General features: G+C 52.3%; 7 protein-coding genes. All 7 read right to left on the bottom strand.

Going from position 1 to position 14912, the window contains the following annotated elements:
• Positions 1 to 177: 177 nt before the first annotated feature.
• Complete coding sequence (locus AArcS_RS07985) at positions 178 to 621, bottom strand: phospholipase D-like domain-containing protein (RefSeq protein WP_238479956.1); 444 nt, start codon at positions 619 to 621, stop codon at positions 178 to 180.
• Entirely contained in the window at positions 593 to 4678 is a 4086-nt protein-coding gene (locus AArcS_RS07980) for a DEAD/DEAH box helicase (RefSeq protein WP_238479955.1), read from the bottom strand. Before AArcS_RS07980 ends, AArcS_RS07985 begins: the two co-directional genes overlap by 29 nt.
• A 148-nt stretch (positions 4679 to 4826) precedes the next feature.
• Positions 4827 to 5522, bottom strand: coding sequence for a hypothetical protein (locus AArcS_RS07975; RefSeq protein ID WP_238479954.1), 696 nt, complete (start codon positions 5520 to 5522; stop codon positions 4827 to 4829).
• Positions 5512 to 8409 (bottom strand): ATP-binding protein, encoded by a 2898-nt coding sequence (locus AArcS_RS07970; RefSeq protein WP_238479953.1) that lies wholly within the window; start codon positions 8407 to 8409, stop codon positions 5512 to 5514. Before AArcS_RS07970 ends, AArcS_RS07975 begins: the two co-directional genes overlap by 11 nt.
• On the bottom strand, positions 8406 to 9239 hold the full coding sequence (locus AArcS_RS07965) for a hypothetical protein (protein WP_238479952.1): 834 nt from the start codon (positions 9237 to 9239) through the stop codon (positions 8406 to 8408). The genes AArcS_RS07970 and AArcS_RS07965 overlap by 4 nt, the downstream gene beginning before the upstream one ends.
• The gene (locus AArcS_RS07960; RefSeq protein ID WP_238479951.1) at positions 9236 to 10153 is read right to left on the bottom strand and encodes a hypothetical protein; all 918 of its coding nucleotides are present in this window, start codon (positions 10151 to 10153) and stop codon (positions 9236 to 9238) included. Before AArcS_RS07960 ends, AArcS_RS07965 begins: the two co-directional genes overlap by 4 nt.
• A complete protein-coding gene (locus AArcS_RS07955; RefSeq protein WP_238479950.1) occupies positions 10150 to 14856 on the bottom strand; it encodes a DEAD/DEAH box helicase in 4707 nt (1568 codons plus the stop codon). The genes AArcS_RS07960 and AArcS_RS07955 overlap by 4 nt, the downstream gene beginning before the upstream one ends.
• Positions 14857 to 14912: the final 56 nt, after the last annotated feature.

Here is a 14912-nt window from a genome sequence, read left to right as displayed (position 1 = left end):
GAATAGCCCATCAAAATTTTGAAAAATCCCCGGCCATAGAGGTGATTGAATAACGGATTCACGTCTGTATTCAGTATGATTCCTGAAATATATTGCTATGCAACCCACCTGACAGAACTGAATGAGAATATAAGAATTTTTTATGGAGATGTATTTCGTACGAATTATACAATCACACTAAAGATATACATCGAGTTCCTCTTCGACATATATAACCGCATTATCGTACTCGTTTTCGATAACTTCGCAGACTTCACGATTGAGGGTCAAACCACCGCGGGTGATATTCGCAGAGCCGATATATGCGTATTCATCACAAACGACGACTTTGGCGTGAAGGTCTTCTATCTCGAGCATCGTGACACCGTCTGGAAGTCGTTCTCGGACAAAGTCATTGTGGTCCTCCCCTTCGCGGACGATGAACGTCACGTCGGTATCGGGGAGTTCGGAGATTGCATCTAGCATATTCATGCGACGATCTTCTATATGCTCGTTCACTGGGAATCGAAGTTCGACGTCGCTTAGCCATGGCGAGACGACGATGGTCCGTGGGGCGTGCAACAGTGTGTACCCAATGAAGTAGCTCAGGCTGTCAGAAGTCAAGGAAAATGCTTGTACCATTGATCTCACCTCCTGGGGGGAGTTCCTGGTCGAACATTTCGTCAGCTGCATCGGTTGCAGGAACGGTTGTGGTCAAATGCTCTCGAAGAGCTTCTAGAACAACGTAGCTAAGCGTCTCACTCTGCTCACCTGCTTCAATACAGTCCGTTATGTGGAGGTTCTCGACACAACCGTCTATGTCTGGCGAATGGAACGCCGCCTTCACACGATCCGAGTCGGAGATATTGGTCTCGTGCTGCTCGACGGCATCAGTCGGGAACTCGTCTTCCCCGTTGATTTGTGCAGCCGCAACGATGTGTTTGAGGTCGTACGCGTCTCTCACAGCGATGTCTTCGTCAGTTGCGAACTGATGAGCGTGGTCGACGGTCGATACTATCTCTCCCGTAACACGGTCGATGACATCGTCAAACGCTATTGGCAGATACTCTACAACGATGGACCGTATCGTCTCCTCATTTGGATCGTCGGTCGGAAGCCGACCGACGAATTCTGCCCGGGACCATAGCCGTTCACCGATCACCTGCTCGTTGTACAGTAAACGGTTCATCGATTCGAGAACGCTTCCGGGGTCAGACTGAATTTCATCGTAGACGAGATCGACGATACCCTGTCCACCCTCAGTGCGCTCGAAAACATATACCTCGCCGACACCCTCGTCGAACCCGTAGAATACACGTTGGTTACTAACGCTACTGACATCCGTCACGAACTGTAGGAAGAAGTGGGCGGCAGTGTGATAGGCAAGATACTCGAAATCTGTGTCATCGAGGTCTTTGTACCGCTCAACGTACTCTCGGACTTCATCCTCAATGCTGTCTAAGAAGGTATCCATGTCGTAGACGAGCCCCCGGGTTCGTGTCGTATATCCGAGCGGCGTCTCGGGACTCTGTAGCTCTTGGGAGAATCTGTCTGTATCTTTGTCGTAGGCTACTCCGATTTCATCCCCGTAATATCGGCCGGGCGTAATCTCGAGAGTCACACTCTCAAGCGAAACTTTTGCCTCAAGGTCAGCCAGTGTGAGATCACCTGTCTGTTCGATGGGCGTGCGATTAGTTACGGTCGTGTCAACATGGGGTTCGGAGTGAATCTTACCGTACTCACGTTGCTCGTGTCGGAGACAACGGTCGATATCGCTGGGAAGAACCTGAAAACACTCTGGACAATACTGAACGATTTCCATAGCGCTATCTCCGGAGAGGTCCTGAACTTCCGACAATTGGAGCGTGTCCGGAACGAGCACACCCTCCTGCTCCTCACCAGAAACATGCTTGGTGTAATCCATCACAACACCGTCTTCAGTGACAGTCGTGTCTGGGAGGAAGACCTGCATTCGTCCGGACTCGGACTGATATTCCGAATGATACGGAGCATAGGTGCTGAGAATCTGGTCAATAGACTCCTCAGGTCGGTCCTGAGGGTCGTTTTCTCGGAACACCTTTACGAACTGTCCTGAACTCCCGAAGTAGTCTGGCGGAACGAACCAAACATCGTCATCGAGGCGCTCGTCAGTGGTCTGAAGGTACAGATCAAAGTAGTATGCTCCACGGAGCAAGTCCTTGATCCGATAGAGCGAGTTGTAAGGGGTATTCGCGTCAAGATACGATCGATACTCCTCTAGCGCGGAACGTAGGTGGTGAATCTGCTTTTCGAGTTGGTAGTACTCTTGCAGCCGATCGTCTTCGCTGAGTGTTTCGAGTTGATTGACGGCGTCATTCAGGGTGGACAGCTTCTCCTGGTTCACCTGTGGAATTGGCTCCTCAGCGGCTCTGTTAGCGTGATTCCGGAGCTCCATTAGTTTACCCAACAGTCCGAACAGGCGAGCGAGAAGCGATGAGAAGTGTGCCACCGTCTCGGCAGGGCTGACGTCCGGAAGTTCCTGTGCCTCTTCGCGTGTGTTGGCCAACTCTTCGTTCAGGGATTCGACGAGGTCATCGTACCCGCTCGCATCGTGCTTCTCTAACTTATGAACGAACCCAGAAACCTGACCATCGAATGTATTTACTACACGGAGAGTCTGCTCTTGGACTTCAAGAATATACGTCTCAATGGCGTCAGAGCCGCGAATGATCTCGCCGTCTTCCATCCCGAAGTACTCCTCGATATCCGATAGCTCCTCACTCTGCTCTTCCAGATATTCGTCGACCTCATCTCGAACGTCGTCTACGACTTGCTGGGAGAGGAGCTGATCGGCCGGAACGTCGAGGCCCAGCGCCTCGTCAAAGAACTCTTTCGGGTTAATGATCATTTCGTAGTACGCATCGTATTCCAAGTCCTCTCTTAGATAGTCTTCAAGAAACGTCCTGTGAGCTTCTACCGAAGATCTGAACCGTTTGGCGTCAATCTCCGAGACGTGGTTGAAGTAGCGGTTGAACCGATCATGCATCCACTCGACGACTCGGTTGTCCGTATTCAGCGGTGTTCGGATATCGGAGCCGAGGAACCGATCGGCTCGATAGAACATATTAGCGTCGCCAGTCAGGCTGGATAGGTACACGGCCACATGGGAATCCATACCCGGCTTTCGGGCCGCTCGACCGGCACGCTGGAGGAACGATGAGAGGTTCCACGGAGTACGATGTTGAGTGACGATTTTTATCTCTCCGACATCGATGCCGACTTCGAGGAAATTTGTGGACAACAGGATATCGCTGTCAGCTGCGTGATCCTTGTCGAAGCCTTGATCGGAATAAACGGGCAAGAACTGGAGCGGTTCGTCGATAAACCGTTGGCCCATACTGGAAGCAACCGAGTCCCAGTCTTCCTCGAAGAGACTCCGGCGATGGTACTGCCAGAGTTCGTTTGACCGGTCTGCGTCTCGAAGCTGGACCCGCTGTTGATTGATTTGGGAGATGCTGTCGATGAACGATAGCTGCTTGCTTCGGTTGCCTTCTGTATCCTCAAGCATCGTATGCCCGAGCAACATCGACTGCTGGATCGCCATCGAGGTGACGCCAGGCCCATCTTCGGGTGCCAGCATGAAGTAGTAGTGTTCGTAGTCGTCGTGACCGTCGTCGTAGTCAGACTCTGGAGGTTTGGTGGTCTCGATATCGCGTGAGGATAAGCCGAAGATTTGTCGTCCGAAACGTTCCGGATCGTCGATCGTCGCACTCGAACCGAGCCACAATAGTGGACTATCCGAGATATCGTCGACGTTCTGAATGATTTTCGCCGCGTGTGCGCCGCGCAGACCTGTATAGAGGTGGACCTCGTCCAAAACAATCGTATCGAAACTATCGACGAGAGGGTAGTGAGGCTTGTGTGCAAAGTTCTCGAGGGATTCGAGGGTCGTTAGTACAATGTCCGGTTGATGATTGAACACGAGGTCCTTACGAGAGAGCACCAGTTCTCGATCAGTGAAACGATGAGAAGAGTCATGCTCGCACTCTAAGACATACGATTTTGAGGTGTTATGAAGTTCGAATGCATGGGATTCATTTTCACCGCACCAGCAATTACAGAGTTTGAATCGTGGGCGCCCATTTGTCTTCTCGAAAAAACCCTCGGTACCAACGTCAGAGACTTCCCACGGCATTCCGCCAACATAACAGCCAACTGAAAGCTGATTATCGTGCTCTGTCCCGATTGCATGAACGTGCTCGAGAATTCGGCCAAGTTGGTCCTGGAGGAGCGCACGGCTCGGGTAGACGATGGCCACGGACTCCTGTCGCTCCTCACGTAGCAGTTGATAGAGAGGGCCGAGAAACGCCTCAGTCTTACCAAACCCCGTCGGCGCCGAAAAGACTGCACCCTTCGAGTCGTTTTCTGTCCGTCGACGTTCATCCAGTTCGTCAACTGTTTGCCAACTGTTAATTTGGAAGTCCAACGGATCAAACCCGAATACGTCAATAATCGATTGGACAAACTGATCGTCACCGGTATATGTACTTGTGTCTCGCCGGTCCTGCCTCTGACGTTCGTATTTAATCGCTTTTGTTACATGTGGGGGCTCCTCGTGGTCAGCGTATCTAATTTGCTTGTTTTCAAGCATCGCCTCGAGGAGCGGTCGTACGTTATCCTCTATCCGCCCCGGTTTCGTATTGCGGTCAATGTATTGCATTCTGACGTTCAATTATGACTGCTGTCCCACGGAGGCTCCTAATACATTTCCCTCTGGACTGAGGAACTGCACATCCATGGTTTGTTTCCGTATTTTGTGACCGATTCAATGAGTATGTATCGGGGTGTCCCTACTGACAGATGTAGGGCTACGAGAGTTTCAATTCAACATGGTCTGCGAGGTCGGACTCAGCAAGCTGTCGTCGTTCCTCCTCTGTGAGTTCATCTAATCGCAAGCGGTCCTTGTCGAGAAGTCGTCTAACGAGTGGCCGAAGCTCAGTATCGTCGTAAGCCCCGAACAGTTGGTCTTTCAGGTCTTCGAAGATCGCCGCCATATCGTTGCCGTACTCTCTGGCTTCCTGTCGATGCTCTTCAAACGTGTCGTTCGTCTCTATATATACTTGTGACTTCCACTCCCAGCCGTTCAATAGGGATTCCAGTGTGCTAAGTTGAGACTGGTCAACACGTTCGACACGTTCGTTCAGCCTCCGCATCGCGCTGATGGTGTCCTGCCTATCGATCCGTAATTGCTGGATTTGATTGGTCACCTGGGTTTCCGATTGTTCGACCGTCTTTGCGAGTGAATCGAGTTCTTTGTCAACTTCATCGTATCGGCCAGCCTCTAATTTTTCAACCGTTTCTTGAACAGCAGTCTTCGCATCCTCATCGATATCGATTGATTCGTTGAAGAACGCCTTTGTAAGTGCTCGTTGCAGTAACGTCTCTTCCATCGTCTGTGCAAGTTCCTCCAGCCGTTCTTCGAGGTGTTGCTGTCTATACCGGTAATACATTCCCTGGAGGTGTTCCTCAAACGTGAGTTCATCGGCTGATTCGTCACTCTGCATAATACTGAGCCACCTCCTTGAATTCGTACCCGATATCTTGAGAACCGTTTGTCGATCGTAACGGCACTGCTTGGTAGCGTTCGTAGACCGTGGAGTTATCCAATTTGATACTCGCTAGTACTGCCCGTATCGATTTGAAAGTACTTGGACTATACAGAGAGTTTGCCGCCTTCGCTGCCTCAACCACAGCATCGATGTCTGACTGTTCCAGCTGATTGAATTGCTTGAGCGGTTCCATGACGTCAGGGTCTACCTCGTAGGTACCGAGTTTTGAGACAATTCGATCGAACTCGTCCATGGAAATGTCACTGAGATTTGACTCGATATCATCGACGGTGTCTTGTTGGTATCGACTCGAGATTTCTTCAAGGCCTCGGCGTGCATCATACGCGGTATCTGCTAATTCTCGTATTTTTGTCCCATCTTTGAAACGGACTCTGTTATCGACGTTCTTGATATACGTCCGTCCGAGGCCCCCGAGAACCGTATGAGGAGTTTGGTGGTTGAGCCATTGGCTAATTTGATACTGGTCAAGGTTGGAACCACTAATACCAAACAGCTCACCGACCATTTCTTCGAGGTGAGACGCATTTTCGACGAGTCGTTTGAGTGCTCTGACCTGACTATGTTCGAGTTCTGAGTCGAGCCATGTGCGGATATCAGAATCGATTGCATACTCCCCGTCGCCGAAGCGGTCGCAAAGTGTTTCGGCCGAGAGAGGCTTCCAAGGAGAGTCCAGAACGATAACGTAACTATATGCTGCTAAGATGAAGTCAGTAAAATCGTACTGCGAGTGTTTCGTATAGAGGGCGTTGCTTGACTCTAGATTCGTATTACGGATTTGTGCCCGCCATTCCTTGGCGTAGCCAGTAAGCTGTGTTCCGGTCGTCGACAAGAGTTCGTCGTAGCCAGCATTTCTCGGGTTCTTGTCTCGTTCGATCCCGAACCTGAGGACGCTGCGGAGTTCTGAGAGTCTAAATTCGTTCGGATCGATAACGATCTGATCGTCGTCGGGGGTGTCTTCGGTAATCGAGAACACAAATGGCCGCTTTTGGCTACTGAGGTTGTACTCTAGCGACGTTCCCTCATAGAGAATATGACCGTCAGTCAACTTCTCAACCGCGTCTTCTAAACCGCGTTCCAAATACTGTGCGGTCCGTTTGTAATCACGTGGAGCGTTCCGCCAAGATTCGATCAGCGGTGCTTGTTCCTTGAATTCTTCCTCGACAGGATCTGTCTGCGAGATGGATTTAGATGAATCCCCATCATTTTCGCTATCGTTATCATCGTCACTGGCTCTCTCCGGTGAGGAGCTTATATCGATGTCGGACGTTGGGATACGGATTTCATCTACTCTGGCTTCGACGGGACCCGGAAGATCAGCTGTTCCATCTCCCGAGTCAACAAGTCCGAATGCCTTAGCGAAACGTCGGTCGACAATGACCATTTCGTTGTTATCGTCTGGTATTCCATACCAGCGCGCCAGTCGGCCGAAGTCTTCTGCATCCTCGTACACTGCGTCGGCGACGCCGATCCGGTTCACCAACGGTTGTAGCGACTTGGCGTTCGAAGGGACAGTAATCTTCCCCTCGTAATAGGCACTGAGCACATCGAACACGGTCATAATGTACTCCCGAGGAGAAGGTGTCCCCTGGTGTTCCTCCATGCCGATGAAAATCCGCTTAAGGAAGTGTTCATTGAACGGGAAGAGATCTCGAAACTCCTCATCACAGAGGCCACACTGATCACATCGCGTACCGGAGGGGGCCGGTTTCAGTTTAAAAGTCCCATCCTCACGTTCGTACTGAACGCTGTCGTCGAGCGACTTGAAGTAGCCGAGGTACGGTCGTACGAAGTCCACTGCACTGTCTTGATCCAAAAAGAGAACACCTTGGTCGCCTTTGTTCGTCTGGTAGAACTCGTAACGGGATTCGGCCGTTTGCGTATGCAGTGGATCGGTAGAATCACGCGTTCCGGCGATGATGAAATCCCAGGTGTTCTCTGTAGAGTCGCTCTCGATGAAGCTAGCTAGTTTGTTGGCCTCCATTGCCGTAATCGAGAAGTCCTCAAAAACGATGACTGGTCGAGTATCCGTAAATTCCGACCCGATACTCTTGAGAACAGACGATAGTGACGCAGTTTCGTACCGTTCCCTGACGACCCGCCAAATTTCTTCGTTGTACTTTTCAACGGCTTCATCTATGGATGTGTCAGTGAAGATTTGTAGGAACTCGTTCTGTCGATATTCCTGCTCGGTGACGAACTTAATCTCGGTAGCGTATTTCCCTCTCTCCACGAACAACCGCAGCTTGTCCCTTATGAACTCGGAAATCTTGTTTTCCTGCTTTTCAGTTACACCGACATCGTAACCTCGCTGTCGCAGATTTAAAATCGAATTAGATACGGCACTGTTCGCAACGACTTGGGGAACGGACTCGATGTCATCTCGAAGACGCTTAAAATCGGCTGCACCCTCCATTTCCTCACCGAACTGTTCGTGATAAAACTCTGGGAGTCGTTCAGATAGCAAGGACATCAAATCGTCTTCTTTGTCGACGTGCAGAATCGGCCGTCCATCGTCCTTTAACCTGTGTGAGAGATATGCACAGAGTTCAGACTTCCCCGTGCCGACTTCACCTTCGATCACGACAGCGAAGTTCTTCAGTTTGTCTTCGTCAAACTGATCGTAAACCTCCTCTTCAGAAACCGTCTCGATTTCACCAGCCGATTCCTGGAAAACTTCGATTCGGCGATGAGTGAAATCGAATAACTCTCGGTTCTGTGACCGAACAGCAGCTACCTTGCTGAACAATTGTTGGAGCGTCTGGTTATCGACCTCCTGGAGATGTGGACAGTACAACTCGGGCGCGGTAGCGGTCTTACTCATTCGGACATCACCTCGATAGTGTTCGCTTCAGCATCGATACCGTCACGTCGGGGGGTACGGGCGAGTGAGACGGCTCCGGCGTCCCCGTACTCTACCAAGCTGATGGTCCCGTCCCGAACGAGGTTGTAGAGAATGCGACTGAGGGACGCAGGTAGTTCACCACTGCTCGTTCTAGTGATAGGGAAGAGGTTCTTCCGGAGCCAATCTAGGTACTTTTCTATCTCAATCCGACCGTTTGATCCTCGTTCTTCGATTGCGAGCTGGATTGACGTTTCGACGATGTCAGGGTCTGGATAAACAGTATGCTCTCGTCCAGAAGCCTTGTGCACCAACCCGAGATACGCAATGATACGCGTCCAGTTAACGAACTTGTTTTTGTTCAGATCAATCTCTCCTTGCTGCGACATCGGAATATAGTTTTTTTCGTTACGGTGCCACTCGTTAATCGAGTCGTACAACACGGAGTCGTCGTTTTTGAAATACTGGATGTCCTTCTCAAGTAAATATTGGTAGTTCAACAGCACGACGGCTTGTTTCCCCCAGTCACCAGGCGTGCACTCTTGAGCGAGGTTATGGAGAACTGCCATTCGAAATTCGAGAGCGTCACTTTCTATTTCCCATGGAATATCAGCGGCATAGTACTCGCCGTCTTCCTGTCCAAGAAGGCGGACATAACGGAGACCGTCCGTCGCTTGTTGTACCGCATCCCTGTCGAGACCGGTATCGTGTCGAACAGTTAGTCGTGTGCCGTTACCTCTGCAAACGGACTCGTACACCGGACGTAGCACTCCCGGCGTCTGTAGTGCGTTGAGAATGTAGCCTTCGCTCATAGTTCGTACCTCGTTAGCCACTCTGCGTAGCGGTGATCAATAGGCGATGCTTCTGGGTCGAGATTCTTCGCTGCTTGGCGGGCTTCTCGGATCGAAGGATGTCGTCGAGCAGCCGCGGGATCGAACGTACTCCCCTCTGAAATCACAACTTTGTTCAGCGAGGACGCAATATCGCGTGCAGTATCACGATCCCACTCGATACGCCGTCGAAGCCATCGGACCAGTTCCGGCAATCCCTCTTCAGCGTCAAGTGGGACTGTTCCGAACTCTTCAGGACGACTGAACACACTTGTCAGAGGATCATACAGTGGCAGGTACGGCGCCTCGGGAAGGACCTCGAACAGTTCGGTTGCCTTCGATAGCGATTCGCCCGTGACGAACCGATACAGGTTTGCGTTGTCTTGGACAAATAGATTCTTCGTGTTCGTTAACGGCAGCTCCCAGCCGTACTCCTGGTACGCTGCCTCGAACTCTTCGTACACGGAGCCGTACGTTCCCAACATTTCGACGAATGGGTCCTGATATAGCGGTCGTTTGGCACCTTGTGGCTGAAACTGTTTGCTGTCAGTGAGTGCAAACAGCATCGAATCGCTCCTCGTGTACCGATCAATTAGATACTTGATCGTGTACGGCGTTTCCTCTTCGTAGTAGTCGTTCGTAATCACTCCAAAGTCAGGGCTATCGTCGGGAATATCCAGCGAGTTGCTGATCACGTGGTAGTCATAGTCCAGCTCGAAGTGACGGTCGCCTCGGCCGAACTGGCACCATGACGTTGGATAGGTGAAGTCGTCAACGCCGAGGTAGCAAAGCGCCGGCAGCGCTCGGAGGAGGCCCCACCGAGAGTTCTCTCTGGGGTCATACATATACGCCACCTCAGACTCTTGAACTTCGCTGATGAGTCGGTCTCGAATCATGCGGTGCCACCAATGATTGCCCCCAGCGTTCGCCGGTCCAAGAGGTCGTTATCGAGGTAGAACGCCGGAGTTCGGGCCAATAGCAGGCATTCGTCACAGTAGTCGGTACAGCGTTCACAGGCAGCAACTTCCCGAACTCGCCGTTCGACAGCATCGAGCTGGTCGAGGACTTGCCACGTGATGCCGTTGCCCCCTTGCCGGGAGTCGACGATTCTGATCACGATCTCATCACCAGTCATCGATGCCTTCACGCGGAAGTCGTCACGGTCACATTCGGCGACGATGGCTATTGCCTTCTCCAGTGCCTGTTCAAGACTCACCATCGCTTGTGGCCACGAAACCGACTCGTGTGAGAGCGTCTCGTATCGGGTTTGGAATTCCGTACCATCGAGATTGATCGTGAGCCCCTGGGTAAAGTACTGTTGACCGACCGGACGGTACATCTCCTCTTCGACGTCGTCCATCCGATCACGCCAGGATCCGCCGGTCGAACCGCTCGCTTCGTCACGCTCGATTACAGCTTCGGAGCGAAGTACCTCCTTATCGCTACCTCGCGTGTGCCAACGCTCGAACGCGTACACGAAGTCAGTCACCTCAAGCTGTCCGTACGTCAACTGGGCATCTATCCCGAAGACCGACCGTTCTTCAGACACTCGTACGGCGTCATTGTCGGTTGGATCTTCGATATATGTCGACTGGAGTCCCCGTGTCGAATACCCTTTCTGGCCACCTCGGGCCGCAGTGCACTCGACAGAACTGACGCCGTGAATAGGCGTCTCTGCGAGATCGTCTCCACAGTGGGGACAAGAGTCCGTCTCGGGGTCGTAGCTCTGGAAGGGACGCTCGCACTCGTCGTTGTCACAGACTGCAACAATCGTCATGGATGTCGCCGTACCGTGAACATCGTCGACGATGTAGTCCGTTCCGTGAAGTGTAAGAACGGCACCAAGGTCGTTTTCTTCGCCGGGGAACATGTCGTAGAGGCGCCCTTCGCTCTCGAATTCGATACCATCGCTCGCACCGGTGAAGTTGACCGGGAACTGCTGTCCGAACGACCGGTAGTTAGCGAGGTAGCCCAGTCGTTGGAGCCATTGATCGAGGCGGTTGTTTTGGTCGGTGAACGCCTTGTTAGTCTCTCCTTCGGTAGAGACACCAGTCAGTTTGGAGAAGGTCTTATCCATCCGGTTGTCCAACGAAAGGGGACCATCTCTCTCAAATACCTGTTCGAAGATATCAATCCCGCGGTCCCCGAAGATATCGTGTACATGGTCGGTAACGACGTCACGCCGTTCCTCTAACAAGAACTCACGGAGAATATCCAGCTGCTCGGTCACCGTATTCACGAAGTTGACGAGATTCTCCTTGCTTTCGTCGACCGTGTACATCCGCTCGAAGACGTTACTCTCGTGTGGGTTCCGAGCAAGGTACGCGAACGTCTCAGTCACAACATGACCAGCCAATAGTTCGTCGAAATCGTACGGATCTGGAACTCTAACAGGCTCGAAATCCCCAAGGAATGTCTCAAGATTTCCGTAATAGTGACTGTCGACAGGATGGTTTCCACGGACGGCCGTTACGACAAGTGAGGAACTACCCCGAGTTCGGCCAGTTCGACCGCTTCGCTGAACGTAGTTTGTCAGCGTCGGCGGAATACCGACCTGTGCTACCGTATCGAGAGTCCCAATGTCAACGCCGAGTTCCATGGTAGGCGTCGCACTGACGATATTTACGTCCGGATCGTCCTTTCGGAACCCCTCTTCGATCGCGCCCCGGAGCGTATGCGGGATGTTCCCCTTGTGGATCCCGACTGAGATAAATTCGGGGTCGATCCCACCGCGTATTGGCGTGGTAATGTCGTGTGCCCAGTGGTCGAGTGCGTACTCCCACTCGCTCGAGACATCAGCGTAGCCTGGATCGGCGACGAGTTCGCCGTTGCGTTCACGGAACCGAGTATACGTCTGGACATTCGTTCCACAATGAGGACACGTCGAAAGACTGTCTCCATCGGCCGTGACGGGATACGACCGATAGCACTCGTCGCAGAACGAGGCCTCAGAAAGCAAGACGATGGTGCTGTCGTCCACCCGTGGAATTCTCGTGAAGACGCCACTTTCTGCATCCTCGACGATGTCGTGATCTATCGCCGTTTCGCGTGCCGACTCGATGAAGTCGAACGTGTCGTTTTTGACATCTTCTCCCTGATTCGACGACTGAATCTTGTCTCGAATTTCGTCCCAGGGAACTTCAGTGATGATTCCGACATCGAGGAAGGTCTGGAGGATGTCGTCGAGATGAGCGTCGATGACGTGCCGTTCGTAGCCGGTCCTCGATTCGAGCCGGTCGATAATCTTCCCACGAGTCAGGCCATCAAACTTGAGTCGGTTCTTTGAGAACGACTGTCCGGAAGATCCGGCGTATAGATTGTAGAGTGCATGCCCAACAAGAAGTTCTTCGAGGTCGTCGGTGTCGTAGACGGATTCCGCTGTCACGAGTGCGCTGTCCAACAGATGACTGCAATTAGATAGCATCGCGTGGGCCTCGATATCATCGAGGAGTGACTGAAGGAAATTGAACGCCGTCCCGTCCTCGTTCATGTCGTTCTGAATGAGTGGGTCCCAGTATTCGTCACGGAGTCGGTCGGAAACGGATCTAAAGAGTTCAAAGTTGTCGGCCTGCCCTCCGTTTCGGACGAGTTCATCGACATACAACGTCTCGGCCATCAATCCATACTCCGTATCAATAATGCGATCACCGACGGACTCAGCAGTACTCCGAGAATCGGAGAAAACGAGAGTCTTCTTCGAGGGAGAGACACGGCATAACTCCGTCAGCATATACGACAACAACGACGAAGTGGGAACACCGATGTCAGTGAGTTGTGGTGACTGCCCGCATCCAGGGCATTTTCCTCCGTTGACTGACTCCGTCGAGGCATAAGCACCAACTGGAACGTACGACGACTCATCTTCCATTATTTCGCTGTCTGATTCGATTTCCACGTGTGGTTGGTGACATCTCCGACAGAACTGGAGTTCCGCCAAGTCAGCTTCACAGTGGTCACAGCGGCTATCTCGGGTAACCTCCTCGCAATCTCGGCACCAGAAGACCTTGTGAGGGGGTTTCAAAAAGTAGTGATACTTCTCAGTAACGACACCGGCTAACCGACCGAATGCCATGACTGTCTGCAAAACACCCTCAGGGTCGTCGACTCCTTCTGCAGCCATTTGCTCGACGAGTTCATCGTAGTGCTTGAACCCGACGACCCCTGTCGTGTCTTCCCCGAACCATTCCGCGAGACGCGCGACCTCCGGTACTGCTTCGATAACGAAATCGAACCATTTCGAGTGCATCCCACCGGTTTCAAGAACGCTCTCGACGATCCGTCGCTGTCCGCGGTCGCTAGTTACCACCGACTCGCGGTCGGTGAACGATGTCTCGACTCCGGGGTGTTTGGTATCCGTCAGAACTCTCTCAACAGTGTCGTCGATCGGGCTAGTGAGCCATTGACCGACCCTGTCGTTGATACGGATGTGATCCGTTCCCGTCACGAGACCAACCGATTTGAGTGTCTCCAGTGCGTTCCCCGCATTGAACTCCTCCTTGAGTGTCCGCTCGTCTACAGAGAGTACGTGGATGAGTGCCACGGCAGTGATGAGGTCGTCCGCCTCGCACGGTTCGAGCCGATCGAACGTTGGTGTTCCTTTGACTAGAAACTCTCGCGGTGTGAACTCGATTGTATTGATCCGATTTTCATCGTCTGTTCCCGTCAAGTCGGCGGCTAGTTCGGTTGGATTGTCGACCGTCGCGGAAACCATCGTGATTTGCGGATCTCGTTCGGCGAAATGTCCCTTTAGACGCTCGGACAATAGAGAAACCGCAGCTCCCTGAATACCACTCCAGATGTGAGCCTCGTCGAAGACGATGTGTTCGACTGGGGCTTCTCCGGGTTGTTCCCCGAGTATCGAGCGAGTTTCCTGGTTGTCGCTCACAAACATGTAATCGAGTGCTTCGGGACCTGTGAGGAGAATATCGACACCACGACGGATGCTCTCACGGGTCACGCGGAGCCACGGATACTGATTGTCATCGGTCCCTACACTGACGTCACCAAGGACTTTGAGCTTCTCCCCCTCGTTTCGGGGACACTCTAGCCCTCGTACGTACGACCCGACCTCGATTTCGTGATCACGAGTTCCCACTCGGCTAGGGGTATCCGAGTCCCAAATCCCAATCGTGATCCGTTCGTCGGGATCGCGTCGACGGTTGATCTGATCGAGGTACGAGATGAACCGATTGAGCTGGTCGACACCCAGCGTCTTCATCGGATAGAGAACGATTGATTTCAGCCCATCTTCATCGCTCGACAGACAGTGATCGAGGATGGGAAGGAAAAATGCCTCTGTCTTCCCAGAAGCGGTCGGCACCGCGAGAATGTTGTCGTCAGTGTTCGACTCGATTGCTGAAATCGTTTCAGCTTGGTGTTCGTAGAGTGAGCCGCCGGGGTCACCACCGAACAGTTCGGCGGTAATAGCCTGAATTATATGATCGTGATAGTCGAGTTCGCTTAAAAAGTCCGCTGCAGAGTCTTCATGGAACGCTGGAGCGTCCACAAATTCGACGTACGGGCCCTTCCGTTCGACGATCTCGTCACTGACAAACGACTGAGGATTCTGAACTCCCGCAACATCTGTCAGTTTTGTCATTTGTCGATTCCACCAAGTAACCTCCGCTGCCCTATCGACAGCCTGCTGCACTCGTT

This window comes from Natranaeroarchaeum sulfidigenes, from assembly GCF_017094485.1.
GTDB lineage: Archaea > Halobacteriota > Halobacteria > Halobacteriales > Natronoarchaeaceae > Natranaeroarchaeum > Natranaeroarchaeum sulfidigenes.
This window is presented reverse-complemented; position numbering and strand designations above follow the sequence as displayed.